The 26,525-nt window shown below is 73.2% G+C and carries 20 protein-coding genes and 1 pseudogene; 7 read left to right on the top strand and 14 right to left on the bottom strand.

Features of this window, described 5'->3' with window-relative positions:
* The first annotated feature begins 29 nt into the window (after nt 1–29).
* A complete protein-coding gene (locus tag ABZ948_RS24590) occupies nt 30–821 on the top strand; it encodes an ABC transporter ATP-binding protein (protein ID WP_359762902.1) in 792 nt (263 codons plus the stop codon).
* Entirely contained in the window at nt 818–2,407 is a 1,590-nt protein-coding gene (locus ABZ948_RS24585; protein ID WP_359762901.1) for a transporter, read from the top strand. Before ABZ948_RS24590 ends, ABZ948_RS24585 begins: the two co-directional genes overlap by 4 nt.
* A 7-nt stretch (nt 2,408–2,414) precedes the next feature.
* Here the strand turns inward: ABZ948_RS24585 and ABZ948_RS24580 are convergent, their stop codons facing one another.
* The gene (locus ABZ948_RS24580) at nt 2,415–3,383 is read right to left on the bottom strand and encodes an alpha/beta fold hydrolase (RefSeq protein WP_359762899.1); all 969 of its coding nucleotides are present in this window, start codon (nt 3,381–3,383) and stop codon (nt 2,415–2,417) included.
* A 655-nt stretch (nt 3,384–4,038) separates the two neighbouring features.
* On the bottom strand, nt 4,039–4,731 hold the full coding sequence (locus ABZ948_RS24575) for an iron-dependent transcriptional repressor DtxR (protein WP_010035781.1): 693 nt from the start codon (nt 4,729–4,731) through the stop codon (nt 4,039–4,041).
* Nucleotides 4,732–5,022: 291 nt separating this feature from the next.
* Here ABZ948_RS24575 and ABZ948_RS24570 point away from each other — a divergent pair, with 291 nt between their 5' ends.
* Complete coding sequence (locus ABZ948_RS24570) at nt 5,023–5,778, top strand: SIS domain-containing protein (RefSeq protein ID WP_359762897.1); 756 nt, start codon at nt 5,023–5,025, stop codon at nt 5,776–5,778.
* Between the two features lie 66 nt (nt 5,779–5,844).
* Here ABZ948_RS24570 and ABZ948_RS24565 read toward each other — a convergent pair whose 3' ends face one another.
* Complete coding sequence (locus ABZ948_RS24565) at nt 5,845–7,302, bottom strand: PAS domain-containing protein (protein WP_359762895.1); 1,458 nt, start codon at nt 7,300–7,302, stop codon at nt 5,845–5,847.
* 403 nt (nt 7,303–7,705) lie between these two features.
* On the opposite strand from ABZ948_RS24565, the pseudogene ABZ948_RS24560 reads away from it, so the two are divergent.
* Nucleotides 7,706–8,033: pseudogene (locus ABZ948_RS24560) on the top strand (hypothetical protein).
* 58 nt (nt 8,034–8,091) lie between these two features.
* Here ABZ948_RS24560 and ABZ948_RS24555 read toward each other — a convergent pair.
* Nucleotides 8,092–9,192 (bottom strand): citrate synthase 2, encoded by a 1,101-nt coding sequence (locus tag ABZ948_RS24555; protein ID WP_359762893.1) that lies wholly within the window; start codon nt 9,190–9,192, stop codon nt 8,092–8,094.
* A gap of 282 nt (nt 9,193–9,474) precedes the next feature.
* Here ABZ948_RS24555 and pdxH point away from each other — a divergent pair, with 282 nt between their 5' ends.
* Nucleotides 9,475–10,143 carry a pyridoxamine 5'-phosphate oxidase gene (gene pdxH / locus ABZ948_RS24550; protein ID WP_359762891.1) on the top strand — a complete coding sequence of 223 codons (669 nt, stop codon included), beginning with the start codon at nt 9,475–9,477 and terminating at the stop codon, nt 10,141–10,143.
* 54 nt (nt 10,144–10,197) lie between these two features.
* On the opposite strand, the gene ABZ948_RS24545 is transcribed toward pdxH, so the two are convergent.
* The 9 genes from ABZ948_RS24545 to ABZ948_RS24505 form a co-directional block, all read right to left on the bottom strand.
* Nucleotides 10,198–10,809: a TetR/AcrR family transcriptional regulator gene (locus ABZ948_RS24545; RefSeq protein WP_359762889.1), complete on the bottom strand. Its 612-nt coding sequence runs from the start codon at nt 10,807–10,809 to the stop codon at nt 10,198–10,200.
* The gene (locus ABZ948_RS24540) at nt 10,797–11,531 is read right to left on the bottom strand and encodes an enoyl-CoA hydratase family protein (protein ID WP_359762888.1); all 735 of its coding nucleotides are present in this window, start codon (nt 11,529–11,531) and stop codon (nt 10,797–10,799) included. The genes ABZ948_RS24545 and ABZ948_RS24540 overlap by 13 nt, the downstream gene beginning before the upstream one ends.
* On the bottom strand, nt 11,528–13,096 hold the full coding sequence (locus ABZ948_RS24535) for a 4-coumarate--CoA ligase family protein (protein ID WP_359762886.1): 1,569 nt from the start codon (nt 13,094–13,096) through the stop codon (nt 11,528–11,530). Before ABZ948_RS24535 ends, ABZ948_RS24540 begins: the two co-directional genes overlap by 4 nt.
* 30 nt (nt 13,097–13,126) lie before the next feature.
* A complete protein-coding gene (locus ABZ948_RS24530) occupies nt 13,127–14,254 on the bottom strand; it encodes an acyl-CoA dehydrogenase family protein (RefSeq protein WP_359762884.1) in 1,128 nt (375 codons plus the stop codon).
* Nucleotides 14,255–14,336: 82 nt separating this feature from the next.
* Nucleotides 14,337–16,184: an acetyl/propionyl/methylcrotonyl-CoA carboxylase subunit alpha gene (locus ABZ948_RS24525; protein ID WP_359762882.1), complete on the bottom strand. Its 1,848-nt coding sequence runs from the start codon at nt 16,182–16,184 to the stop codon at nt 14,337–14,339.
* Nucleotides 16,185–16,194: 10 nt separating this feature from the next.
* On the bottom strand, nt 16,195–17,793 hold the full coding sequence (locus ABZ948_RS24520) for an acyl-CoA carboxylase subunit beta (RefSeq protein ID WP_359762881.1): 1,599 nt from the start codon (nt 17,791–17,793) through the stop codon (nt 16,195–16,197).
* Nucleotides 17,790–19,460, bottom strand: a complete 1,671-nt coding sequence (locus tag ABZ948_RS24515; RefSeq protein WP_359762929.1) for an acyclic terpene utilization AtuA family protein — start codon at nt 19,458–19,460, stop codon at nt 17,790–17,792. Before ABZ948_RS24515 ends, ABZ948_RS24520 begins: the two co-directional genes overlap by 4 nt.
* A 32-nt stretch (nt 19,461–19,492) precedes the next feature.
* Nucleotides 19,493–20,287, bottom strand: coding sequence for a TIGR03084 family metal-binding protein (locus ABZ948_RS24510; RefSeq protein WP_359762879.1), 795 nt, complete (start codon nt 20,285–20,287; stop codon nt 19,493–19,495).
* A gap of 191 nt (nt 20,288–20,478) precedes the next feature.
* Complete coding sequence (locus tag ABZ948_RS24505) at nt 20,479–21,081, bottom strand: TetR/AcrR family transcriptional regulator (RefSeq protein WP_359762877.1); 603 nt, start codon at nt 21,079–21,081, stop codon at nt 20,479–20,481.
* A 124-nt stretch (nt 21,082–21,205) separates the two neighbouring features.
* On the opposite strand from ABZ948_RS24505, the gene ABZ948_RS24500 reads away from it, so the two are divergent.
* Entirely contained in the window at nt 21,206–22,078 is an 873-nt protein-coding gene (locus tag ABZ948_RS24500; RefSeq protein ID WP_359762875.1) for an NAD(P)-dependent oxidoreductase, read from the top strand.
* A 58-nt stretch (nt 22,079–22,136) separates the two neighbouring features.
* Here the strand turns inward: ABZ948_RS24500 and serC are convergent, their stop codons facing one another.
* On the bottom strand, nt 22,137–23,255 hold the full coding sequence (serC, locus tag ABZ948_RS24495; RefSeq protein ID WP_359762873.1) for a phosphoserine transaminase: 1,119 nt from the start codon (nt 23,253–23,255) through the stop codon (nt 22,137–22,139).
* Nucleotides 23,256–23,388: 133 nt separating this feature from the next.
* Here serC and ABZ948_RS24490 point away from each other — a divergent pair, with 133 nt between their 5' ends.
* Entirely contained in the window at nt 23,389–26,517 is a 3,129-nt protein-coding gene (locus ABZ948_RS24490) for an FAD-linked oxidase C-terminal domain-containing protein (protein ID WP_359762871.1), read from the top strand.
* The last annotated feature ends 8 nt before the right edge of the window (nt 26,518–26,525 follow it).

Raw genomic sequence — 26,525 nt, 5'->3', positions numbered from 1 at the left:
TGGGTACCGCCGAAACCGTAGGGTGCAAGGTGACGGAGGGAGGCGCGGTGGGATCCAGCGCTGTGCGTGTGCAGGGGCTCTGGAAGCGGTTCGGGCAGCAGATCGCTGTCGCCGGGATCGATCTGGAGCTGCCCGCGGGCAAGTTCATCGGGCTCGTCGGGCCGAACGGGGCCGGGAAGACCACCACGCTGTCGATGGTGACCGGACTGCTCCGGCCCGACCAGGGGACCGTCGAGGTGGTCGGGCACGACGTGTGGCGGGATCCCGTCGAGGTGAAGGCGCGGATCGGGGTGCTGCCGGAGGGGCTGCGGCTGTTCGAGCGGCTGTCGGGGCGGGAACTGCTGGCGTACACCGGGCGGTTGCGCGGACTGCCCGGTGCCGAGGTCGACAAGCGGGCCACGCAGCTCCTCGACGTCCTCGATCTGGCCGGGGACCAGCACAAGCTCGTCGTCGACTACTCGACCGGCATGCGCAAGAAGATCGGGCTCGCCTCCGCCCTGCTCCACAACCCCGAAGTGCTCTTCCTGGACGAGCCGTTCGAGGGCGTCGACCCCGTCTCCGCCCAGACCATCCGGGGCGTCCTGGAGCGGTACACGGCCTCCGGCGCCACGGTGGTGTTCTCTTCCCACGTCATGGAGCTCGTCGAGTCGCTGTGCGACTGGGTCGCGGTGATGGCCGCCGGGCGGATCCGGGCCACCGGCACCCTCGCCGAGGTGCGCGGCGAGGCGCCGTCGCTGCAGCGGGCGTTCCTCGAACTCGTCGGCGCGCAGAGCCGGGACGCCGGGTCCGACCTCGACTGGCTGGGCGGCGGGTCCCGGTGAGCGCCCCCGCGATCACCCCCGTCTTCGTACGGCTGAAGCTGTCGCTGCTGCGCAACGGGCTGCGGCGGTCCGGTGCGCAGCGGGTCGCGTACATCGCGTCCGCCGTCATCGCGCTGCTCTTCGCCGTCCTGCAGATGGTCGGCCTGATCGCGCTGCGCGGGCAGGCGCACATCGACGCCCTGGTCGTCCTTCTGACGGCGGTGCTGGGACTGGGGTGGGCGGTGATGCCGCTGTTCTTCCCCAGCGGTGACGAGACCCTCGACCCGACGCGGCTGGTGATGCTGCCGCTGCGGCCCCGGCCGCTGGTAGGGGCGCTGCTCGCGGCCTCGCTGGTCGGGATCGGGCCGCTGTTCACGGTGTGCCTGCTGGCCGGTTCCGCGATCGCCGTCGCGCGGGGCGGCGCCGCGTACGCCGTCGGGGTCGTGGCCGTCGGCCTGGCGCTGCTGGTCTGCGTGGCGTTCGCGCGGGCCGTCGCCGCCGCCAACGTCCGGCTGCTGAGCAGCCGCAAGGGGCGGGACCTGGCGGTGCTGAGCGGGCTGGTCATCGCGATCGGCGCGCAGGTCGTCAACTTCGGCGCACAGCGGCTCGGTTCGTCCGGCCTCGGGGAACTGGAACCGGTGGCGGACGTGGTGGCGTGGCTGCCGCCGGCCTCCGCGATCGGGGCGGTGCACTCGGTGAGCGAGGGCTCCTACGGGGTCGCCGCCGCACAACTCGCCCTGAGCGCGGCCGCGCTGGTGGTGCTGATCGCCGTGTGGTCCCGGCATCTGACCCGGCTGATGACCTCGCCCGACGGATCCACCCTGCCGGCCGCCGGTGCGGCCCGCGAGCGGACGTCGAGCGGGCTCGGACGGCTGCTGCCCGGGGGCCGCACCGGCACGGTCATGGAGCGCAGCCTGCGGTACGTGTGGCGCGACCCCAAGACCAAGGCCGCGTGGGTGACTTCGCTCGCCATCGGGCTGATCGTGCCGGTGTTCAACGCCTGGCAGGGCACCGGCTCCGTGTACTTCGCGTGCTTCGCCGCCGGGATGCTCGGCATCCAGATGTACAACCAGTTCGGCCAGGACACCTCGGCGTTCTGGATCGTCGCGATGACGATCTCCTCGACGCGGGACGCCTACGTCGAGCTGCGGGCCCGGGCGTACGCCCTGCTGCTGATCACCCTGCCGTACGCGACGCTGGTGACGGTCGTGACGACCGCCATGCTCGGTGACTGGCGGCGGCTGCCCGAGGCGCTGGGGCTGTCCTTCGCTCTGCTCGGCGCGATGCTCGCGACCGGGGCGTGGACGTCCGCCCGCTTCCCCTACTCCATCCCGCAGGAGGGCTACAAGAACGTCGCCCCCGGGCAGACCGGGCTCGCCTGGATCTCCATCTTCGGCGGGATGATCGCGGCCGCCGTGCTGTGCGCGCCCGTCATCGCGCTCACGATCTGGCTGAACGTGAGCGCGCGGGGCGACGACTGGACGTGGCTGCTGCTGCCGGTGGGCGCGGCGTACGCGGCGGGGCTCACCGCGGCGGGCCTGCGCCTGGCCGCGCCGCAGACGGCCCGGCGGCTGCCGGAGATCCTGGGGGCGGTCAGCAAGGGCTGAGCCGGGCTCAGTCGTGGTCGAGGGAGTCCAGGAAGGGCTCGATGGCCGCGCGCCAGGCCTCCGGCTGGTCGTAGTGGACCAGGTGGCCGGCGTCGGCGACCTCCGCGTACTGGCCGCGGGGCAGGACGCGGACCATCTCCTGGGCCTCGGCGCGGCCCAGCTCGCCGTCCAGGCCGCGCACGACCAGGGCGGGGCACCGGACCTGGGTCAGCTCCTCCCAGTGGGCGTCGTACACCCAGGTCTCACGGGAGCGGAGCATCTGTTCCGGTTCGAAGACGGGGCGCCAGCCGTCCGGGGACTCGGCCATCACCTCGGCGTAGAACTCGCCGCGGGCCGGATTCGGCCGCTCCACCCAGGGGTCGTCCTCGCCGAACCACTTGCGGACGTCGGCGAGCGTGGCGAAGGGCAGGGGCCAGGACTTGAACCACTGGTCCCACTCGCGCTGCGAGGCGGCGCCGAGCGCGGAGGCCCGCATGTCGCAGATGACCAGTCCGCGGACCAGGTCGGGACGCTTGGCGGCGAGCTGCCAGGCGGTCAGCGCGCCCATGGCGTGGCCGATGAGGACGACCGGGGCGAGACCGAGCTGCTCGAGGGCGGCCTCGGCGTCGTCGACGTAGGCGTCACGCGTGAAGGAGCCCTGCGGGGGCTTGTCGCTGCGGCCGTGGCCGCGTTGGTCGAGGGCGACCGCGCGGTACCGGCCGGAGAGCCAGCGCGCGGTGGGGGCCCAGTGCGAGGCGCGGCCCATGAGGCCGTGGAGTAACAGCACGCCCGGGGAGCCGTGCGGTGCGGTCCCCGTGCCCGGGCCGCCCTGCACCGGATCCGCCCCGCCCGGAGCGGTGGCCGAATCGACGGCCGGCTCGATGGCTGGATCGACGGCCGGCTCGATGGCGGCCGGATCCGTCTTGGGCGGGTCGCCGAACTCCCAGGCCGCGAGGCGTACGCCGCCCGTCCCGGTCACGTCGATGCGTCGCGCCATGTCCTGGCACCCCCCAAGCTTCGCGCGGACCTCGGCCCTTTCAAGCCGATCGGTCCTGTGAACCGTGTTCTGCCTGCTGTGCCTGTCGTGCTGTGCCTGCTGTGCCTGCTGTGCCGTGCGCGCCGGTGCGCCGGTGAACCTGTGCCCCGGCGTCATCCGCAGACTATCGAATGTCCATTCGAAGATGCCGTTCTCGCGGGCAACACCCCACCTTCGAGTGACCGCCCGCGGGGATTGATCGCCGCCGCCGAGGGGAGATCTTCAGCGGGAGGCGGACCGCTCGGGGAAAACGGTCCGAGGGGGATGACCCTGAGAGCTCGGGGCTCCGGGTCAGCACAGGGGAGGACAGGCCCCGGCGCCACACGGCGCCGGGGCCCTCCTCATCCGCACGGCACGAACGGCACATCCTCCCGCCCCCTCCCCGGCCGGGCGACATCGCTGTCGAGCCACGGCCCAGAGCCCCTCAGGTCATATGCCTCACGCGACAGCGTCGCACGGGAAGCGTACGAGCGCTGCCATTCGACGGACTGAATACAGGATTCGGTACGGATCACGCCAAGCGCCGGGCACACCGCGCGCAGCGGCCCTCGGCGACGCCCCGGCGCCGGCCCCGGGACGCGCCCGGCAAGGCTCAGGGCTTGCAGCCCGGCAAGGCTCAGGGCTTGGCGACGAACACGTGGGAGGCGACGTCCGACTCCAGCTCGGCCGCCTCGCCGCCGCTGCCCACCAGCACACCGCCCGCCGACTCCGTCACGCTCACCACCGAGCCGGGCTGCACGCCCGCCCGGCGCAGCGTGTACATCAGCTGCGCGTCCGTCTGGATCGGCTCGCCGATCCGGCGCACCACGACCGTCTTGCCCTCGGCACCCGGGTCGAGGCTGGCCAGCGACACCATGCCCTCGTCCAGGAACGGGTCGGCGCCGTCCTTCTCGCCGAGCTCCTCCAGACCCGGGATGGGGTTGCCGTACGGCGACTCCGTCGGGTGCCGCAGCAGCTCCAGCACGCGGCGCTCCACGGCCTCGCTCATCACGTGCTCCCAGCGACACGCCTCGGCGTGGACCTGCTCCCACTCCAGACCGATCACGTCGACGAGCAGACACTCGGCGAGCCGGTGCTTGCGCATCACGCGCGTGGCCAGACGACGGCCCTCGTCGGTGAGCTCCAGGTGCCGGTCGCTCGCGACGGACACCAGGCCGTCGCGCTCCATCCGCGCCACGGTCTGGCTCACCGTCGGCCCGCTCTGGTCGAGCCGCTCGGCGATACGGGCGCGCATGGGGACCACACCCTCTTCCTCCAGCTCGAGGATGGTGCGGAGATACATCTCCGTGGTGTCGATCAGTCCGGACATACGTGCCCCTCGATGAGATCTGCCGGAGGCTGGACGGCTCACCGGCGCGTGCGCTGGCCCTGCACCCAATTCTGCCGGATACCACCGACAACCGTGCCGCGGGCGGGAAAGCGGTCGCACGCGCGGACCGGCGGACGAGCACGAACCCGCTCTCCGGGGCCCCGGAGCCTCCCCACCGCGGCCCCGCGGCGCCCGCGGCACCGCTCCCACGGCCGTATTGACACCGCACTGGTCCAGACCGCACCGTGATGCGCGACACCAGCCAGCGAGGCCAGCCTGAAGGGACCCCGTATGAGCGACCGCGCGCCGGCCGGCCAGTTCCTCGACGCCGCGATCGACCTGCTGCGCCGGGTGCGCGACGAGGAGGCCGACAGCATCGCGGCGGCCGGCACCCTCCTCGCCGACACCGTCGCGAGCGGGGGCCGCCTCTTCGCCTTCGGCGCCGGGCACTCCTCCCTCGCCGCGCAGGACCTCGTCTACCGCGCCGGCGGCCTCGCCCTGATGAACCTGCTCGCCGTGCCGGGCGTCGTCGGCGTCGACGTCATGCCCGCCCCCCTCGGCTCCGCCCTGGAACGCGTCGACGGCCTCGCGAGCGCCGTCCTGGACAGCTCCCCGCTCCGCGACGGCGACGCCCTGCTGATCATCTCCCTCTCCGGGCGCAACGCCCTGCCCGTGGAGATGGCCGTGAAAGCCCGCGCCCTGGGCGTGCGCGTCATCGGCGTGACCTCCGTGGCCTACGCCTCGCAGACGACGTCCCGGCATGTCTCGGGCACGTATCTCAAAGACCACTGCGACCTCGTCCTCGACTCGAAGATCGCGGTCGGCGACGCGGAACTCACCCACGACAAGGTGCCCGCCCCCTTCGCCCCCGCCTCCACGGTCGTCACCTCGGCCCTCCTCCAGGCCGTCATGGCGACGGCCGCCGCCACCCTCGCCGACCGCGGCATCGAACCCCCGCTGCTGCGCTCCGGGAACGTCGACGGCGGGCACGAGTGGAACGGCAGGGTCATGGAGCAGTACCGGGACCGGATCTTCTACCGGCACTGAAGCGACCGGCCTGAACCGACTGGACCGAGGCGACTGGACCGAAGCTACTGGCGGCCCGGTGCGCCCTCACGCCTCGTCCGACAACCCCGCGAGGTCCAGCGCCGCCGCGATCCGCACCGCCACGTCCTCCGCGTACACCGCGTCGGACCGCTCGAACGCGCTGCGCCCCGCGCCCCGCAGGAACGTCACGACACCCAGCGTCCGCGCCCGGCTGCGCAGCACCGCGCACAGCGCGTGCACCGCGTCCGGCGGCCACTGACGGGCCAGCGCCCACTCCCGGGCCTCCTCCGGCCGCACCGCGCCCGCGCTCGCCCGCAGCGCGCCCACCCGCTCCACGCACTGCAGGGCCGGATGCCCCTCCGCGTACCGCACGGGAAGCCCCGCCCGGTCGGCGAGCCTGCTCGGCCCCGGCGCACCCGAGGGCGTGGCCGCCACCCGCACCAGCCGCACCGGCCCCTCCGCCTCCGCGTCGGTGAGCGCGCCGCCCGCCACCCGGTCGATCAGCGCGTGGTCGGCGAACCCGGCCAGCGCGAAATCCAGGTGGACGGTGGCCGCCTCCGCCGGGTCCTCGCACTCGGCGGCCGCCCGCGACGCACGGTGCAGCTGCTGCGTACGGAACCGCAGCAGCGACGCCTCCTGCTCGCCCTGCTTGGCCTCCGTCACGTCCTGGAACAGCCAGCCCACCCCCAGCGGAACCGGCTCCTCCGCAAGCGGCGAGGCCAACCGCAGGAACCCGCTGCGCCAGCACCGCCGCTGCTCGCCCTGCGGCGTGCGCACACTCACCCACACCTCCGCGGGCGCCGGCGGAGCGCCCTCGGCGAGCACATGCTGCAGCGCGCTCTCCAACTCCTCCACACCCTGCGCGAGCAGTTCCCCGAGCGGCCGCCCCAGCACGGACGTACGCCCCGTGCCCAGCGCCCGGGCCGCGTGCGCGTTCACCACCGCGGGCCGCAGATCGACGTCCACCAGCACGACACCCCAGCTGGCGTCCTCGAACAGCGCCTCGCTCAGCGCGATCGACCGCTCCAGGTCGATCTGCGCGTGCACCTCGCTGAACGCGCAGTACACCCCCGCCGGCTTCCCGTCGGGCCCCCGCACGGCCGCCGACTGCGTCCGCACGAGCACCCGCCCGCCGTCCTTCGTCAGCAACGCGAACTCGTGCACCTGCCGCCCCGGGGCGTGCATCGCGGACAGCAGCCGGCCCTCGACCTCCTCGGCGTCCGCGCTGCGCACGGCCCACCCGGCCAGTCCCTGCCGCCCGACGGCCTCCTCCGCGCTCCACCCGAGGATCCGCTCGGCCTCGCGGTTCCAGTGCGTCACGACCCCGTCGGCGTCGAAGGCACACAGCGCCGCGTCCATCCCGTCCAGCAGCGCGGCAAGCAGATCGGACCCATCCGAACCATCCCGCTCGGGCTCGTCCGGCCCCAGCTCGTCGGTGGTCCCACTACGCCGGGAAGCACTCACCTGGACCCCCTGCAGGCTGCGTCCGCACGTACGGCACGTCGGTTCGCTACTTGCAATCATTCAACTCGAACGTGACCCAGCGCACACCGAGTTCCCACAACATTGAAGGAATCGTTGTACGGCGGCAATCCCCACGTCAACGCCCCCGGCGACCGCCTGCCGCCACGTCGTGGAGTCAAGGTCTCAAAAAAAACGGTTGATCCGGAGCCGAACCGTTTCCTAGGGTTCCAGGTACACGAGAGAGGAGGTGGTTCGGCAGATGTATGGAAACCGGACGCGTGAGGTGGCTGCGGGCTAGCGGCCCGACACCACACTCAGTGCGGTGCCGAGCCAGCGCGTGAGCGAAGCGCGCAGCCGGCCCAATCTCAGGCAGTCACCCGACCCGCGAGTCGCCGGTACGTCCGGCCGGCTCCTCCTCAGGAGGACCCAGACTCGCGGGTCGTCTGCGTTTTCGGGGGTGATCGTGTCGGCTGAATGGCGCGCGGAGCGTGTCGGCAGTGCCCTGCGGGGTGAGAACCCCTGTCGGAGCTGCCCCGGAGCAGGCGGCTGGCGTTCCTGGGCGACATGGAGCGGCTGGGCGAAGCCGTCGAGCGGGCTTGTCGGCGGGTGGAGTCCGGGTTTCGGCGGGTCAATCTCGAGATTCTCGGGAACAGGGGCCCGAGGATCTCGTGCGACTGCCCGTGTGGCTCTGTCCGAGGGGGATGTGGAGCGAGGAGCGGTACGCGCTCGGGGCGCGGCACGACCCGCTGCGGGAGGCGGTCGGTGAGGAACTGGACCGGCTCATGGGGTGAGATGTGCAGACGATCAGCACGGCCCCACCCGGAGTCGGGTGGGGCCGTGTGTGGTGGGTCAGTGGGCGATGTCCTCGTAGCCCTCGATCTCGTGGGGGTCGCGGGTGCCCGGGCCGGTGTAGCGGGCCGAGGGGCGGACCAGGCGGCCGGTGCGCTTTTGTTCCAGGATGTGGGCGGACCAGCCGGCCGTGCGGGCGCAGGTGAACATCGACGTGAACATGTGCGCCGGGACCTCGGCGAAGTCCAGGACGATGGCCGCCCAGAACTCGACGTTGGTGGCGAGGACGCGGTCGGGGCGGCGGGCGTGGAGTTCCGCGAGGGCCGCCTTCTCCAGGGCCTCGGCGACCTCGAAGCGGGGGGCTCCCAGTTCGCGGGCCGTGCGGCGCAGGACCCTCGCGCGGGGGTCTTCGGCGCGGTAGACGCGGTGGCCGAAGCCCATCAGGCGCTCGCCCTTGTCGAGGGTCTTCCTGACGTAGGCCTCGGCGTCGCCCGTGCGCTCGATCTCCTCGATCATGTGCAGGACCCGGGAGGGGGCGCCGCCGTGCAGCGGGCCGGACATCGCGCCCACGGCGCCCGACAGCGCGGCCGCGACGTCCGCGCCCGTCGACGCAATGACCCGCGCGGTGAATGTGGACGCGTTCATGCCGTGCTCCGCGGCGCTCGTCCAGTAGGCGTCCACCGCCGCGACGTGCTTGGGGTCGGGCTCGCCGCGCCAGCGGATCATGAAGCGTTCGACGACGGACTGGGCCTTGTCGATCTCGCGCTGCGGGACCATGGGCAGGCCCTGGCCGCGGGCCGACTGGGCGACGTACGACAGTGCCATGACGGCCGCGCGGGCGAGGTCCTCGCGGGCCTGTTCGGCATCGATGTCGAGGAGGGGTTTCAGGCCCCAGACCGGCGCGAGCATGGCCAGCGCGGACTGGACGTCGACGCGGATGTCGCCGGAGTGGACGGGGATGGGGAACGGCTCGGCGGGCGGCAGGCCGGGGTTGAAGGCGCCGTCGACGAGCAGGCCCCAGACGTTGCCGAAGGAGACGTGGCCGACGAGGTCCTCGATGTCGACGCCCCGGTACCGGAGTGCGCCGCCCTCCTTATCCGGTTCGGCGATCTCCGTCTCGAACGCGACGACTCCCTCGAGCCCGGGTACGAAGTCGGACATCAGGCGGCTCCTCGTGATGTAAGTGACAGATGGTGTTGTGGGGTGAGCGAAAGAACCATGTGTCAGTCAGCTTGCGAAGCGGGCGGCCGTCCGGTGGATCCACGGTCGTGTGCGGTGACTCGCGGTCCTGGCCGGTCTCCCCTGTGATGCCCCGTGCGGCTGGTGGTCACCCAACCGGAATGGCACGGAAACGATATCCCCGAGTGCCATCCTTGGGGAGGGTTCACGGCACTCAGTGCCAGGCAGTGACGAAGGACACCGTCCGTACGGCAAGATGACCGGGTGACCGACCGCGACGCCGTCCCCTTCGATCTGGCCTCGATGCGCAAGCAGTACCGGGCCGAGGGGCTTTCCGAGACCGAGCTGGCCGCCACCCCTGTCGAGCAGTTCGCGCGCTGGTTCAAACAGGCCGCGACGGACGGCGGGCTGTTCGAGCCGAACGCCATGATCGTGTCGACGGCGGACGCCGAGGGGCGCCCCAGCGCCCGGACGGTGCTGCTGAAGCACTTCGACGAGCAGGGTTTCGTCTTCTACACGAACTACGACTCGCGCAAGGCGCGCGACCTGGCGGAGAACCCGTACGTCTCGCTGCTGTTCCCGTGGCATCCGATGGCCCGGCAGGTGATCGTCACCGGGGTCGCGCGGCGGACCGGGCGGGACGAGACGGCGGCGTACTTCCGGACCCGGCCGCACGGCTCCCAGCTGGGGGCGTGGGCGAGCGCGCAGTCGTCGGTGATCTCCACGCGCGCCGACATCGACGGGGCGTACGCCGAGCTGGCCGCCCGCTACCCGGAGGGCGAGCAGGTGCCGGTGCCGCCGCACTGGGGCGGTTTCCGGGTGGCGCCGCAGACGGTGGAGTTCTGGCAGGGCCGCGAGAACCGGCTGCACGACCGGTTGCGGTACGTGGAGCGGCCGGACGGGAGCTGGCGGGTGGAGCGGCTCAGTCCGTGACGGGGCCGGGCGTCAGACCTTGCCGGAACCGTGGCCCCGCCATTGACAGCGCTCTCAGCCCAGCGCGTCGTCCAGCAGGTCCGCCCACTGGGCCACCACGCGTTCCCGCCGCGCCGCGTCGTCGGTGAGGAGGTTGGCGAGGCCGAGGCCGCGGGCCATGTCGAGGAGGCCCTGGACCGTTTCGCGGACGCCGGGGACGGATTCGTCGGCGGAGAGCAGGTCGACCGCGATGCGGTGGGTCTCGCGGCCGACGCGGGATTCGAGTTCGGTGACGCGGGGGCGGAGCTGTTCCTCGTTGGAGGCGGCGACCCAGAGGTGGAGGGCGGCGCGGAACAGCGGCCCGGTGTAGAGGTCGACCAGGGCCGCCACGACCGCGCGGCGGTCGCCGGCCGCGCCGTCGGGGAAGAGGGCGCGCAGGGCCGTGGAGCGTTCCTCGGCGACGTATTCGACGGCGGCCGTGAAGAGGTCCTCGCGGGTCGGGAAGTGGTGCTGGGCGGCGCCGCGGGAGACGCCGGCGCGTTCGGCGACGACGGAGACGGTGGAGCCGGCCCAGCCGTGTTCGGCGAGGCAGGCCACGGCGGCTTCCAGGAGCCGCTGCCGGGTGGCCCGGCTGCGGTCCTGCTTGGGGACTCTTTCCGCACGGTCGACCGTGCTCACACCACCCATGCCGGATCCCGTCGTTCGAGGAAGGCCGTCATTCCCTCGCGTGCCTGCGGGGAGGAGAACAGCCGGGCCGAGAGCGCGGTCAGGCCGGCCGCGTCCCGTTCGAAGGCTTCCAGCACCCTAGTCGTGAGCAGCCGTTTCGTCTCGGCCAGGGCGTCGGGGGCGGATCGGCGCAGGCCGTCCAGGACGGGCGCCAGGGCGGAGTCGACGTCGTCGGCGTGGGTGGTGAGCAGGCCCGCCGTGGTCGCCGCCGCGGCGTCGAAGCGCTCGCCGGTGAGGTAGTAGCGGGACAGGGCGCGCGGGTCCGCGCGCGGGAGCAGGGGCAGGGAGATGACGGCGGGGGCGACGCCGATGCGGACCTCGGTGAAGGCGAAGGTGGCCTCGGTGGAGGCGACGGCGATGTCGCAGGCGGCCAGGAGGCCGAGGCCGCCGGCGCGGACGTGGCCGGTGACGCGGGCGACGACCGGTTGGGGCAGTTCGACGATCTGCCGGAGCAGGGCGACCAGCGCCTCGGGGGGCGGGGGGTCCTTGAGGTCGGCGCCGGCGCTGAAGGTGTTGCCGGTGTGGGTGAGGACGACGGCGCGGACGCCGGGGTCCTTGCCGGCGTCCGTGAGCGCCTCGGCGAGGTCGGCGACCAGGGCCGCCGACAGGGCGTTGCGGTTGTGGGGCGAGTCGAGGGAGAGGGTTTCCACGGCACGCGCGCGCGTGCGGCCGATGAGGGTCATGCGCGCTCCCTGAGCTGTCGGCGGAGGATCTTCCCGGAGGCCGCGCGGGGGACGCCGTCGATGAAGGTGACGCGCCGGATCCGCTTGTAGGGGGCGACGCGCTCGGCGACGTACATCATGATCTCGGCCTCGGGGAGATCGGTGGCGGTGGGCTGGCGGACCACGTAGGCGTGCGGGATCTCGTTGCCGTCGTCGTCGCGGGTGCCGATGACGGCGGCGTCGGCGATGCCGGGGTGGGTGAGGAGCAGGGCTTCGAGTTCGGCGGGGGCGACCTGGAAGCCCTTGTACTTGATGAGTTCCTTGACGCGGTCGACGATGAACAGCCAGCCGTCCTGGTCCACGTGGCCCACGTCCCCGGTGTGCAGCCAGCCGTCGGTGTCGATCATCGCGGCGGTGGCGTCGGGGCGATCGAGGTAGCCCTTCATGATCTGGGGGCCGCGGATGAGGATCTCGCCGGATTCGCCGGCGGGGAGGTCCTTGCCGGGGTCGTCGAGGGAGACGATCCGCATCTCGGTGCCGGCGATGAGCTTGCCGACCGTGCCGGGGGGTGCCTCGCGCATGGCGGCCAGGGGGACGACGTGGGTGCCGGGCGACAGTTCCGTCATGCCGTAGGCCTGGCCGACGGGCGGCAGGCCGAGGCGTTGGGAGCAGGCGGCGGCGAGGCGGGCGTCCAGGGGTGCGGCGGCGCTGACGATGTACTTCAGGGACGACAGGTCGTACTGCGCGACGGCCGGGTGCTTGGCGAGGGCGAGGACGATCGGCGGGGCCACGTACAGGGCGGTGATGCGGTGGTTCTGGATGGCCGCGAGGAACTGCTCCAGGTCGAAGCGGGGCAGGACGACGACCGTGGCGCCCTGCCGCAGGGGGGCGTTCATCAGGGCGGTGAGGCCGTAGATGTGGAAGAAGGGCAGGACCGCCAGGACGCGGTCTCCCGGGCCGGCGGGTATCGCCGGGTGGAGCTGCGCGAGGTTGGTGGCGATCTGCCGGTGGGTGAGCATCACGCCCTTGGGGGTGCCGGTGGTCCCGGAGGAGTACGGCAGGGCCGCGATGTCCTCGGCGGGGTCGACGTCGACGCGCGGCTCGGGGGCGGTGGTGGCCAGCATGTCGATCAGGGAGCGGTGGCCGGTCGCGCTGTCGCACACGAAGATCTCGCGGACGCCGCCCGCGAGTTCGGCGGCCCGGCGGGCGATGTCGAGGAGGGGGGAGACGGTGATGATCCAGCGGGCCGCGGAGTCGGTGAGCTGCTTGGCGAACTCCTGGGCGGTGGCGAGGGGGTGCACGGTGGTGACGGTGGCACCCGCGCGCGTGGCGGCGTAGAACGCGGTGGGGAAGGCGACGGTGTTGGGGCTGTGCAGGGCGAGGACATCGCCCTTGCGGACGCCGGCCTCGGCGAGGGCGGCGGCGACGCGCCGGTGGAACCGGTCCACCTGCTCGTACGAGAGGGTGGTGCCGTCGGTGCCGTCGACGAGGGCCGGGATGTCGCCGAACTCGGCGGCCCGGGCCAGGACGGCGTCGTGGATGGGGAGGTCGACGGGCGGGACGTCTGCGTACTCGCTGCGGAACATGGCTGGTTCCTCCTCGCGGCGCGGGCCGTCTCAGTACGACTTGGGCAGGCCCAGGGTCTGGTGGGAGACGTAGTTGAGAATCATCTCCCGGCTGACCGGGGCAATACGAGCCACGCGCGCGGCCGTTATCAGCCGCGCCAGGCCGTACTCGCGGGTGAGGCCGTTGCCGCCGAGGGTGTGCACGGCCTGGTCGACTGCCTTCACGCAGGCCTCACCGGCGGCGTACTTGGCCATGTTGGCGGCCTCTCCGGCGCCCATGTCGTCGCCGGCGTCGTAGTGGGCGGCCGCCTTCTGCATCATCAGGCGGGCGAGTTCGAGGTCGATGTGCGCCTGGGCGAGGGGGTGGGCGATGGCCTGGTGGGCGCCGATGGGGGTGTTCCAGACGGTGCGGTCGCGGGCGTACTCGACGGCTTTGGAGAGGGCGTAGCGGCCCATGCCGATCGCGAAGGCGGCCGTCATGATGCGTTCGGGGTTGAGTCCGGCGAAGAGCTGGAGGAGGCCCGCGTCCTCGTCGCCGACGAGGGCGTCGGCGGGCAGGCGTACGTCGTCCAGGACGAGTTCGAACTGCTTCTCGGCGGCGCTGAGTTCCATGTCGATGGGGCGGCGGGTGAAGCCCGGGGTGTCGCGCGGGACGATGAACAGGCACGGCTTGAGGCGGCCGGTGCGGGCGTCCTCGGTGCGGCCGACGATGAGGGTCGCGTCCGCGATGTCGACGCCGGAGATGAAGACCTTGCGGCCGGTGAGGAGCCAGCCTCCGGTGTCCTGGTCGCGGCGGGCCGTGGTGGTGATGCGGTGGGAGTTGGAACCGGCGTCGGGTTCGGTGATGCCGAAGGCCATCCGGCGGGTGCCGTCGGCCAGGCCCGGGAGCCAGGTTTCTTTTTGTGCCGCTGTGCCGAAGCGGGCTATGACCGTGCCGCAGATGGCCGGTGAGACCACCAGCATGAGCAGGGGGCAGCCGGCCGCGCCGAGTTCCTCCAGGACGATGGAGAGTTCGGAGATGCCGCCGCCTCCACCGCCGTGTACCTCCGGCAGGTTGACGCCCAGGTAGCCGAGTTTGCCTGCTTCCGACCAGAGTTGTGCGGGGTCGCCTTCGCGGCCGTGGCGTTTGCCGAGGGCGGCGACGGCTTCTCGTAGGGCTTTGTGGTCCTCGGTGTCCATCGGAGTCCTTTCGGGTGCGGGTCGTGTGTGGCCGGGCGCGCTCACGCGGCGGAGCCGCATGTCGATACAGCCCCGCGCCCCTTCAGGCCTCCTGCACAACCGCCAGCAACATCCCCGGCTCGACCTGCTGACCGGGTGCGACCGGCAATGAGGTAAGCGTTCCCGTCACCGGCGCCGTGATCTTGTGCTGCATCTTCATCGCCTCCAGCCAGAGGAGGGGGTCGCCCGCCTTCACGGGGGCGCCTGCCGTGAGGCCGTCGGCGACGCGGACGACCGTGCCCGGCATGGGGGCCAGGAGGGAGCCGGGGGCGTGCTGGGCGGTGGGGTCGGGGAAGCGGGGCAGGGCCGTCAGGGCGGTGGTGTTGACGTAGACCTGGTCGCCGTGGCGGGAGACCTCGAAGCGGCGCCGGACGCCGTCCACTTCGAGGATCACGAGACCGGCCTCGGCGTGCACCACGCCCACCCCGTCCGCCTCCAGGCCCTGCCTGGTGTGCCGGTAGCGGGCCTCGTGCTCCTCCCCCGCCATCAGGTAGCGCTTGGTCTGCGGCTGGGAGGGGACGTTGCGCCAGCCCCCGAAGCCCGGGCGGGAGCGGGCGTGGGCGTCGGCGAGGGCGGCGGCCAGGGGGGCGTGCGGGTCGGGGGACGGCTCGGTGAGGTCCGGGAGGTGGCGGTCGTAGAAGCCGGTGTCCATGCGGGCCGCGATGAACTCCGGGTGGCGCAGGGAGCGGACCAGGAGGTCGCGGTTGGTGACGGGGCCGTGGATCGCTGCCCGTTCCAGGGCCGAGGCGAGCTTGCGGACGGCCTCCGCGCGGGTGGGGGCGTGGACCACGGCCTTGGCGATCATGGGGTCGTAGTGGACGCCGATGTCGTCGCCGTCGGTGTAGCCGGTGTCGAGGCGGATGCCTTCGGGCAGGGCGAGGCGGTGCAGGCGGCCGGTCTGCGGGGCCCAGTCGCGGGCGGGGTCCTCGGCGTACAGGCGGGCCTCCACGGCGTGGCCCCGCGCTCGGGGCGGGTCGGGGTCGAGGGCGTGGCCCTCGGCGATACGGATCTGCTCCGCGACCAGGTCGACGCCGAACACGGCCTCGGTGACGGGGTGTTCGACCTGGAGGCGGGTGTTCATCTCCAGGAAGTGGGCCCTGCCGCCGGCGACGAGGAACTCGACCGTGCCGGCGCCCACGTAGTCGACGGCCCGGGCGGCCCGGACGGCGAGGGCGTGCAGTTCCGCCTCCGGTTCGGCGGGGAGGCCGGGGGCCGGGGCCTCCTCGATCACCTTCTGGTGGCGGCGCTGGAGGGAGCAGTCGCGGGTGCCGAGCGGCCAGACGGTGCCGTGGGTGTCGGCGAGGACCTGCACCTCGACGTGGCGGCCGTTCTCGACGTACGGCTCGACGAAGACCTCGCCGTCGCCGAAGGCGCTCGCCGCTTCGGCGCGGGCGGCGGCCAGTTCGGCGTCCAGGTCCGCGAGGTGCCGTACGACGCGCATGCCGCGGCCGCCGCCGCCCGCCGCCGCCTTCACCAGCACGGGCAGGTCGGCCTCGGTGACCTCGGTGAGGGGCTCGATGCCCATGAGCTGCTTGGCGCGGGTCTTGGACGCCATCGCCTCGATCGCGGACGGGGGCGGACCGATCCAGACCAGGCCCGCGTCCAGGACGGCCCGGGCGAAGGCGGCGTTCTCGGAGAGGAAGCCGTAGCCGGGGTGCACGGCGTCCGCTCCGGCCGCGACGGCCGCCTTCACGATGAGGTCGCCGCGCAGGTAGGTGTCGGCGGGCGCCTCCCCCGGGAGGCGTACGCTCGCGTCGGCCACGCGCGCGTGGAGGGCGTTCGCGTCGGCGTCCGAGTGCACGGCGACCGTGCGGATGCCCAGTTCGCGGCAGGTGCGGAAGACGCGGCAGGCTATCTCGCCCCGGTTGGCGACCAGCACAGAAGTGATCACTGAGGGTTCCTCACATCCGGAAGACGCCGAAGCCGCCGCGGGCGCCCTCGTAGGGGGCGGTGTGGATCGCGGACAGGCACAGGCCGAGGACGGTGCGGGTGTCGCGCGGGTCGATGACGCCGTCGTCGTAGAGCCGCCCGGAGAGGAACATCGGCAGCGACTCGGACTCGATCTGCTGCTCGACCATGGCGCGCAGCGCGGCGTCCGACTCGTCGTCGTAGGGCTGTCCCTTGGCGGCGGCGGACTGGCGGGCGACGATCGACAGCACGCCGGCGAGCTGCTGGGGGCCCATGACGGCCGACTTGGCGCTCGGCCAGGCGAAGAGGAAGCGGGGGTCGTAGGCGCGACCGCACATGCCGTAGTGGCCGGCGCCGTAGGAGGCGCCCATGAGGACCGACAGGTGCGGCACCTTCGAATTGGACACGGCGTTGATCATCATCGCGCCGTGCTTGATGATGCCGCCCTGCTCGTACTCCTTGCCGACCATGTAGCCGGTGGTGTTGTGCAGGAAGAGCAGCGGGATGTCGCGCTGGTTGGCGAGCTGGATGAACTGGGCGGCCTTCTGGGACTCCTCGCTGAAGAGCACGCCCCGGGCGTTCGCCAGCACTCCCACGGGATAGCCGTGGAGGCCGGCCCAGCCGGTCGTCAGGCTCGTCCCGTACAGCGGCTTGAACTCGTCGAAGTCGGAGGCGTCGACGATCCGGGCGATGACCTCGCGCGGGTCGAAGGGGCTTTTCAGGTCGCCGGGGACGATGCCGAGGAGCTCGTCGGCGTCGTACTCGGGCGGCTCGGCCGGACCCGGATCGTCGTACGCCTTGCGGTGGTTGAGGCGGGCGACCACGCGGCGGGCCTGGCGCAGCGCGTCGTGCTCGTCGGCGGCGAAGTGGTCGGCGAGGCCCGAGGTGCGCGCGTGCATCTCGGCGCCGCCCAGGGACTCGTCGTCGCTCTCCTCGCCGGTCGCCATCTTCACCAGCGGCGGGCCGCCCAGGAACACCTTGGCCCGCTCCTTGACCATGATCACGTGGTCGGACATGCCGGGGACGTAGGCGCCGCCGGCGGTGGAGTTGCCGAAGACGACCGCGACGGTCGGGATGCCGGCGGCCGACAGCCGGGTGAGGTCCCGGAAGATGGCACCCCCGGGGATGAAGATCTCCTTCTGGGAGGGCAGGTCGGCGCCGCCGGACTCCACCAGGCTGATGCAGGGCAGCCGGTTGGCGAGCGCGATGTCGTTCGCGCGCAGGGCCTTCTTCAGGGACCAGGGGTTGCTCGCTCCGCCGCGTACGGTCGGGTCGTTGGCGGTGATCAGGCATTCGACGCCCTCGACGACCCCGATGCCGGTGACGAGGGACGCGCCGACGGTGTAGTCGCTGCCCCAGGCGGCCAGCGGGGACAGTTCCAGGAAGGGCGTGTCGGGGTCGAGGAGCAGCTCGATGCGTTCACGGGCGAGGAGTTTGCCGCGCCCGCGGTGCCTCTCGACGTACTTCGCGCCGCCGCCCGCGAGGGCCTTGGCGTGCTCGGCGTCGAGTGCGGCGAGCTTGGCGAGCATCGCCTCCCGGTTGGCCCGGTGTTCGGGGCTGTGGGGGTCGAGCGCGGAGGTCAGGACGGTCACAGCAGGGCCTCCGGTATCTCCAGGTGGCGGGAGCGCAGCCATTCGCCGAGGGCCTTGGCCTGCGGGTCGAAGCGGTGCTGGGCGGCGACACCGGCGCCGAGGATCCGCTCGACGACGAAGTTCAGGGCGCGCAGGTTCGGCAGCACGTGCCGTACGACGGTCAGCTCGCGGCTCTCGGGGATCAGCTCCCGGAACCGTTCGACGGTCAGCTCGTGGGCGAGCCAGCGCCAGGCGGCGTCCGAGCGGGCCCAGACGCCGACGTTGGCGTTCCCGCCCTTGTCGCCGCTGCGGGCCCCGGCGACGAGCCCGAGCGGGGCGCCGCGGCACGGTCCGGGCGGCAGCGGCTCCGGCAGGGGCGGTTCCGGGACGTCGTCGAGGACGCGGGTGTCCTGGGGCGGGGGCACCGTGACCCGGCGTCCGTCCTGGAGGACGGCCACATGGTCGACCGCGCCATGGGGGACGTACACATCCTCGAACACCCCATAGGGCGCGCCCTTCCCTGGTGGCGCCAGCACATGGAAGCCGGGGTAGCTCGCCAGGGCCAGCTCCACGGCGGCCCCGCTCAGCGCCCGTCCGACGGCCTGCTGGTCCGGGTCCCGTACGACGAGCCGCAGCAGCGCGCTCGCGGTCTCCTCGGTGCCGGCGTCGGACCGGTCGGTGCGGGCCAACTCCCAGCGGACATCCGCGACTTCCCGCAGCACGGGCTCCATCTGCTCCCGCACCAAGTCGGCCTTGGCCTCGATGTCGAGGCCGGTGAGCACGAAGACGACCTCGTTGCGGAAGCCGCCGAGCCTGTTGAGCCCGACCTTGAGGGTGGGCGGGGGCGCCTCGCCGCGCACGCCCTCGATCCGCACCCGGTCCGGCCCGTCCTGGCCGAGCCGCACGGTGTCCAGCCGGGCGGTGACGTCCGGCCCGGCGTACCGGGCACCGGCCGTCTCGTACAGCAACTGGGCGGTGACCGTGCCGGTGTCGACGAAGCCGCCGGTGCCGGGGTGTTTGGTGATGACGCAGCCGCCGTCCTCGTGGAGTTCGGCGAGCGGGAAGCCGGGGCGGCGGACGTCGCCGTCGCGGAAGAAGGCGTAGTTGCCGCCGGTGGCCTGCGTCCCGCACTCCAGGACGTGCCCGGCGACGACGGCGCCCGCGAGCCGGTCGTGGTCCGCCGGGGACCAGCCGAAGTGGGCGGCGGCGGGCCCGGTGACCAGGGCGGCGTCCGTCACGCGCCCGGTCACCACGAGGTCGGCGCCCTCCCGCAGACAGGCCGCGATGCCGAAGCCGCCGAGGTAGGCGTGGGCGGCGAGGCTCCCCGGGTGCGCGGCGGTGAGGTCGTCGCCCTCCACATGGGCGACGCGCACGGGGATGCCCAGCCGGTCGGCCAACCGCCGTACGGCGTCGGCGAGTCCGGCCGGGTTGAGCCCGCCCGCGTTGGTGACGATCTTCACGTCCCGCTCGTGCGCGAGGCCGAGGCACTCCTCCAGCTGCCGCAGGAAGGTGCGGGCGTATCCGGCGTCCGGGTCCTTCAGCCGGTCCCGGCCGAGGATGAGCATGGTCAGCTCGGCGAGGTAGTCGCCGGTGAGGACGTCGAGTTCGCCGCCGGTGAGCATCTCGCGCAGGGCGTCGAAGCGGTCGCCGTAGAAGCCGGAGGCGTTGCCGATGCGCAGGGGCCGCACCGGGCGACCCGCCGCAGCGGTGCGCGAGGTCGTCACGAGGCGGCTCCCTTCGGCGGGCGGCCGCCTCCCGGTGGTCCCGCGAAGGCCTGGGCGATGTCCAGCCAGCGGTCGGCGTCGGGGCCGTCGGCGCGCAGGGCGAGGTCGGCGCGGTGGGCGCGCCGGGTGACCAGGAGGCAGAAGTCGAGGGCGGGGCCGATGACGGACTGCGGGGCGTCCTCGGGGCCGTACGTCCACAGGTCGCCGGAGGGGGCGTGGAGTTGGACGCGGAAGGGGTCGGTGGGCGGGGTCAGTCCGTGCACGCCGTAGGCGAAGTCCCGGGTTCTCACCCCGAGCCAGGCCACATGCCGAAGCCGGTCGGTGGGTGGGCGCACCACACCCAGGGCGTCGGCGACGTCCTGGCCATGGGCCCAGGTCTCCATGAGGCGGGCCGTCGCCATGGAGGCGGCCGACATGGGTGGCCCGTACCAGGGGAAGCGCGCCTTGGGCGGGGCGGCCCGCAGTGCCTTCTCCAGTGCCGTACGACCCTCGCGCCAGCGGGCGAGCAGGGCGGCGGGCGGGAGTCCGGCGTCCTCCTCGGCGCCCTCGTCGACGAAGGAGTGCGGCGCGGCGAGGGCCTTCTCGACCAGGGCGCGGAAGCCGTCGGCGTCCGTGACGGCGAGCAGGGCCGAGCGGTCGGTCCAGGCGAGGTGGGCGATCTGGTGGGCCACGGTCCAGCCGGGTGCGGGGGTCGCGAGCGTCCAGCGCCGGGCGCTCAAGGCGGCGACGAGGCCGTCGAGTTCCTCGCTCTCCCGGCGCAGGTCGTCGATCACGGACGTCGGATCGGACACGGGCGCTCCCCTCGGGGCACTGCGGTGTGCGGGGTGGTGCGGCGTGCTGAGGAGCATGGCAGCGCGGCCGGAAACAATCAAGCTTGCTTGCATGAAAATATGGCGGCCGGGCCGGAGAGGGGAAGCACCTGCTCCAGCGGCGGGATCAGCCGTTCCGGTATGAGGCGATCAGCCGTTCCGGTACGAGGTGATCAGCCGTTCCGGTACGAGGCGATCAGGCGTGCCAGATGGCGGCCCGCCACCTCCAGCGGCGTCGCGCTGCGGGCGACCTGGGCGGCCAGTTCGGCGCCCTCCAGGGTGGCGATCACCGTGTGGGCCAGCTCCTCGGCGTCCGGGGCGGCGAAGCCCGCGGCGACGAGCTTCCCGGCGACCACTGCGCGCCAGCGCGCGAACGCCTCGGCCGCCGCCTGCTGGATGCCGGGGGCGCCGGCCGCCGTGCCCACGGCGGTGGAGGTGACCGGGCAGCCGTCGAGCCAGTCGGAGTCGCGCAGCCCGTCGACGAGGGACGTGGTGAGGGCGAGCAGGGCCTTCTCCGGGTCCGGCTCGGCGTCGAGGGTCTCGCGCAGCAGCTCGGTGAACTCCTCGTCGCCGAGCCGTACGGCGGCCGTGCCGAGCTCCTGCTTGCCGCCGGGGAAGAAGTGGTAGACCGAGCCGAGCGTCGCCCCGGCCTCGCGGGAGATCTGCTTGATGCCGGTGCCCTCGTAGCCCTGGCGCTGCATCAGGCGGGACGCCGTACGGACGATCCGCTCGCGGGTGCCTGCGGTGTCCAGGTCGTGCGGGGCCTTCGTCTTCACGCCACCACCTTACCGGGCTAGAGCGATCGCTCTAGTCGCTGTGCTACGTTCCTCTCTGGATAGAGCGTTCGTTCTAGTCGACGTGCGCTCCCGTCGTCCGTTCCGTGAACTGAGGGGGATCTCCGTGAACAAGTCCGTGACCGTCATCGGCCTCGGCCCCATGGGCCGCGCCATGGCCGCTGCCTATCTGGACGCCGGCTACCGGGTGACCGTCTGGAACCGCACCCCGGGCCGCGCCGACGAACTGGTGGCCCGGGGCGCGGTGCGCGCCGCCACCGTCGAGGAGGCGCTGACCGCCAACGAGGTGGTCGTGCTGAGCCTGACCGACTACGCCGCGATGTACGCCGTGCTGGAGCCCGCCGCCGCTGCGCTGGAGGGCCGCGTCCTGGTCAATCTCAGCTCGGACACGCCCGCCAGGACCCGCGCGGGGGCGGCCTGGGCGGCACGGCACGGGGCGCGCCATCTCACCGGCGGGGTCCAGACACCGCCGTCCGGCATCGGCTCGAAGGAGTTCGACACCTTCTACAGCGGCCCGCGGGACCTCTTCGAGCAGTACGAGGACGTCCTGGAGGTCCTCACCGGCACCGACTACCGGGGCGAGGACCCGGGCCTGGCCGCGCTCTACTACCAGCTCCAGATGGACCTCTTCTGGACCACCCTCACCGCCTGGCTGCACATGCTGGCACTGGCGGACGCCAACGGCATCAAGCCCTCCGAGATCACGCCGTACGCGGCCGGGACGCTGGGCGGGATGGGCCAGTTCCTCGACTTCTACACGCCGCGGATCGAGGCGGGGCGGCACGCGGGGGACGTCGAGCGGATCTCGATGGCCGTGGCGAGCCTGGACCACGTCGTGCACACGACGCGCGACTCGGGCGCGGACCCGGCGCTGCCCGCCGCGGTGCTGGAGACCTTCCGGCGCGCGGCGGCGGAGGGCTACGAGGAGGACAGCCTGACCCGGCTGTTCGAGGTGTTCGGCCGGGGCGCGGCGGCCTGAGCACGAGCGAGGGCGCCCCGCACACGCGGGGCGCCCTCGGTCACGTACGCGGGAAGGGTCAGAGCTTCTCGATCACGTAGTCGACGCACTTGGTCAGGGCCTCGATGTCCGCCGGGTCGATCGCCGGGAACATCGCCACGCGCAGCTGGTTGCGGCCGAGCTTGCGGTACGGCTCGGTGTCGACGATGCCGTTGGCGCGCAGGACCTTGGCGACGGCGGCGGCGTCGACCTCGTCCGTGAAGTCGATCGTGCCGATGACCTGCGAGCGCTTGGCCGGGTCGGTGACGAACGGGTTGGCGTACTTGATGTCCTCGGCCCAGCCGTACAGGGTCCGCGCGGAGGTGGCCGTGCGGCGGACCGACCAGTCCAGGCCGCCCTGGCCGTTGATCCACTCCAGCTGCTGGTTCAGCAGGAACAGCGTGGCGAGGGCCGGGGTGTTGTACGTCTGGTTCTTGCGGGAGTTGTCGATCGCCGTCGGCAGCGAGAAGAACTCCGGGACGTGGCGGCCGGAGGCGTGGATCCGCTCGGCGCGCTCGATCGCGGCCGGGGAGAAGACGCCGATCCACAGGCCGCCGTCGGAGGCGAAGGACTTCTGCGGGGCGAAGTAGTAGACGTCGGTCTCGCTGACGTCGACGGGCAGGCCGCCGGCGCCGGACGTGGCGTCCACCAGCACCAGGGCGCCCTCGTCGGCGCCGGCCACGCGCTTGATCGGCATGGCGACACCGGTCGAGGTCTCGTTGTGGGTGAACGCGTAGACGTCCACGCCCGCCTCGGCGACCGGCTCGGGATGCGTGCCCGGGTCGGCGGAGATGACGTCCGGCTCGGCCAGCCACGGGGCGAGCCCCGCGGCCTTGGCGAACTTGGAGGAGAACTCGCCGAACGTGAGGTGCTGCGACCTGTTCTCGATCAGGCCGTGCGTCGCGATGTCCCAGAACGCGGTGGAGCCGCCGTTGCCGAGGACCACCTCGTAGCCGTCGGGGAGCTGGAACAGCTCGCGGATGCCCTCGCGCACCTGGCCGACCAGGTTCTTGACGGGAGCCTGGCGGTGGGAGGTGCCCATGAGGGAGGTGCCGGTGGCGGCGAGGGCGTCCAGCGCCTCCGTCCGCACCTTGGAGGGACCCGCGCCGAAACGTCCGTCCGCGGGCTTGATGTCAGAGGGAATCCGGATCTCAGCCACGGAGGGGAGCGTAGCCGTTTCCAGAAACCTGGGCGAAACGTCGTCCGTCGGATGAGACGCGTCGTGGACGGTGCCGCGCCGGGGCGCCGGCCGCGACGGCATCACCGTCGGTGCTCGCGTGCATGCTGGAGGCATGACGGATCTTCCGCACGGCAGGGATCTGACGGCTCTCGAGGGCGAGTTGCGCGCGGCCGTCCGGGGAGACGTGGGGTTCGGTGCCCTGGACCGCGCGCTGGTCACCATGGACGCGTCCAACTACCGGCGGGTGCCGTACGGGGTCGTGGCGCCCAGGGACGCCGACGACGTCGCGGCGGTGCTGGAGGTGTGCCGGCGGCGGGGCGTGCCGGTGGTGCCGCGCGGCGGGGGCACGTCCATCGCCGGGCAGGCGACGGGCACCGGCGTGGTGCTGGACTTCACCCGGCACATGAACCGGCTGCTCGCCCTGGATCCCGGGGCGCGGACGGCGGTGGTGCAGCCGGGGCTGGTGCTCGACCGGCTCCAGGAGGCCGCCGCCCCGCACGGACTGCGGTTCGGGCCGGATCCCTCGACGCACAGCCGGTGCACGCTCGGCGGCATGATCGGCAACAACTCCTGCGGCTCGCACTCGGTGGCGTGGGGCACGACCGCCGACAGCGTGCGCGAGCTGGACGTCGTCACCGCCCGCGGCGAGCGGCTGCGGCTCGGGCGGGACTGGGCCGGGGCCCCGGACGGCCTGCGGGCCCTGGTGGAGGGCGACCTGGCCCGGCTGCGCACGGGCTTTCCGGACCTGCCCCGCCGCATCTCCGGATACGCGCTGGACGCCCTGCTGCCCGAGCGGGGCGCCGACGTGGCCCGCTCCTTCTGCGGCTCCGAGGGCACGCTCGGCGTGCTGACGGAGGCGGTCGTACGCCTGGTCGAGGCGCCCCGCGCGCGTGCCCTGGCCGTGCTCGGGTACGCCGACGAGAGCGCGGCCGCGGAGGCCGCGGCCGGGCTGCTGCCGCTGTCGCCGCTGACCGTGGAGGGCATGGCGGCGGACCTGGTGCCGTCGGCGGCCGCGCTCCCCCGGGGCGGGGCCTGGCTGTTCGTCGAGACCGGCGGGGAGTCGGCGGCGGAGGCACGCGCGCGTGCGGAGGCGATCGTGCGGGCCGCCGACGTCCTGGACGCGCTGGTGGTCACCGATCCCGCCGGACAGCGCGCGCTGTGGCGGATCCGGGAGGACGCGAGCGGCACGGCGACGCGCATGCCCGACGGGACGGAGGCGTGGCCGGGGTGGGAGGACTGCGCGGTGCCGCCCGCCCGGCTGGGCGCGTATCTGCGGGACTTCCGGGCGCTGATGGCGGCGCACGGGCTGCGCGGCACGCCGTACGGGCACTTCGGGGACGGCTGCATCCACGTGCGGATCGACTTCGACCTGCTGACGGAGGCGGGGGTCGCCCGCTTCCGCCGCTTCTCGGAGGAGCTCGCGGAGCTGGTGGTGGCGCACGGCGGATCGCTGTCCGGGGAGCACGGGGACGGGCAGGCGCGCGCGGAGCTGCTGCCCAGGATGTACGGCGCGGAGACGGTGGGCCTGTTCGAGCGGGTGAAGGGCGTGTGGGATCCGGACGACCTGCTCAACCCCGGGATGCTGGTGCGGCCCGCGCCCCTGGACACAGGCCTGCGCTTCTCCGTCCTGCCGCGCGAGCCCGTCGACGTCGCCTTCGGCTACCCCGCCGACGGCGGCGACTTCTCGGCGGCGGTGCGGCGCTGCGTGGGCGTCGCCAAGTGCCGTACGACGTCGGTGTCCGGCTCGGGCGTCATGTGCCCGTCCTTCCGGGCGACCGGCGCGGAGGAGCACTCCACGCGCGGGCGCGCCCGGCTGCTGCACGAGATGCTCGCCGGTGAGGTGGTGACCGACGGCTGGCGCTCGACGGAGGTGCGGGACGCGCTGGACCTGTGCCTGTCCTGCAAGGGTTGCCGCTCGGACTGCCCGGTCGGAGTCGACATGGCCACGTACAAGGCGGAGTTCCTGCACCACCACTACGCCGGGCGGCGCCGGCCCGCCGCGCACTACGCCATGGGATGGCTGCCGGTGTGGCTCCGGGCGGTGGCGCGTACGCGCACGGCGTGGCTGGTCAACGCGCTGTCGGGGCTGCGGCCCCTCGCGTGGCTGGCCAAGCGGCTGGCCGGGATCGCGCCGGAGCGGGAGATCCCGCGGGTGGCGTCGCGGACGTTCAGCCGGTGGTGGGAACGGCGTCGCGCGCACCGGCCCTCGGGTGACGGCAAGCCCGCGTACCGGCCCGCCGGTGACGGCAAGCCCGCGTACCGGCCGGCCGCCGACGGCGAACCCACGCACCCGCCCGCCGCCGACGGCGAACCCACGCACCCGCCCGCCGCCGACGGCGAACCCACGCACCCGCCCGCCGCCGACGGCGACCCCGCGCACCGGCCCTCCGCCGACGGCGAGCTGGTCGTGCTCTGGCCCGACACCTTCACCGAGCACCTCTCGCCGTCCGTGGGGCAGGCCGCCGTGCGGGTGCTGGAGGCGGCCGGGCTGCGGGTGGCGCTGCCGCCGACCGTGCGGCTGGAGAAACCCCCGGTGGGCGACGGCCGGACGGTCGCCCTCGATCCGCTGTCGCTGCTGCGGGGCCGGGGCCGCGTCTGCTGCGGGCTGACGTACATCTCGACCGGCCAGCTCGACCGGGCCCGGGCCGTCCTGCGCCGCACGCTCGACCTGATGGAACCGGTGCTGGAGACCGACGCCCCGGTGGTGGTCCTGGAGCCGAGCTGCGCCGCGGCCCTGCGCACGGACGTGCCCGAGCTGCTGCACGACGACCCGCGTGCGGCCCGCCTCGCCGCGCAGGTCCTCACGTTCGCGGAGACGCTGGAGCGCCACGCCCCCGGCTGGACACCGCCGCGTGTGGACCGTCCGGTGGCCGGCCAGACCCACTGCCACCAGCACGCGGTGCTGGGCGACGCCGCCGACCGCCGGCTGCGCCGGGCCGCGCGGCTCTCCGGCGAACTGAGCGGCGGCTGCTGCGGCCTCGCGGGCGACTTCGGCTTCGAGAAGGGCCACTACGAGGTGTCCACCGCCTGCGCGGAGGAACAGCTCCTGCCGTCCGTACGCGACGCCCCGGACGGCACGCTGGTCCTGGCGGACGGCTTCTCCTGCCGCACACAGCTGGAGCAGCTGGCGGGGGTGCGCGGGAGGCACTTGGCGGAGGTGCTGGCGGGGGCCTTGGAGGGAGCGTTGGAGGGAGCGTTGGAGGGAGTGGGGGGTGAGGGTGAGCCGGGGGACGAGGACTGACGCCGACG

The sequence above is a fragment of the Streptomyces olindensis genome (assembly GCF_040645895.1).
Lineage (GTDB): Bacteria > Actinomycetota > Actinomycetes > Streptomycetales > Streptomycetaceae > Streptomyces > Streptomyces olindensis.
Note: the sequence above shows the minus strand (reverse complement) of the source record. Positions and strands in the feature narration are given on the sequence as shown.

What these genes read in the sequence shown, in the direction of transcription:
- ABZ948_RS24580 (WP_359762899.1), bottom strand. Translation starts at nt 3,383, where the DNA reads ATGGCGCGACGCATCGACGTGACCGGGACGGGCGGCGTACGCCTCGCG.
- ABZ948_RS24535 (WP_359762886.1), bottom strand. Translation starts at nt 13,096, where the DNA reads ATGTTCCGCAGCGAGTACGCAGACGTCCCGCCCGTCGACCTCCCCATC.
- ABZ948_RS24570 (WP_359762897.1), top strand. Translation starts at nt 5,023, where the DNA reads ATGAGCGACCGCGCGCCGGCCGGCCAGTTCCTCGACGCCGCGATCGAC.
- ABZ948_RS24555 (WP_359762893.1), bottom strand. Translation starts at nt 9,192, where the DNA reads ATGTCCGACTTCGTACCCGGGCTCGAGGGAGTCGTCGCGTTCGAGACG.
- ABZ948_RS24565 (WP_359762895.1), bottom strand. Translation starts at nt 7,302, where the DNA reads ATGATTGCAAGTAGCGAACCGACGTGCCGTACGTGCGGACGCAGCCTG.
- ABZ948_RS24540 (WP_359762888.1), bottom strand. Translation starts at nt 11,531, where the DNA reads ATGACCCTCATCGGCCGCACGCGCGCGCGTGCCGTGGAAACCCTCTCC.
- ABZ948_RS24575 (WP_010035781.1), bottom strand. Translation starts at nt 4,731, where the DNA reads ATGTCCGGACTGATCGACACCACGGAGATGTATCTCCGCACCATCCTC.
- ABZ948_RS24490 (WP_359762871.1), top strand. Translation starts at nt 23,389, where the DNA reads ATGACGGATCTTCCGCACGGCAGGGATCTGACGGCTCTCGAGGGCGAG.
- ABZ948_RS24530 (WP_359762884.1), bottom strand. Translation starts at nt 14,254, where the DNA reads ATGGACACCGAGGACCACAAAGCCCTACGAGAAGCCGTCGCCGCCCTC.
- ABZ948_RS24545 (WP_359762889.1), bottom strand. Translation starts at nt 10,809, where the DNA reads ATGGGTGGTGTGAGCACGGTCGACCGTGCGGAAAGAGTCCCCAAGCAG.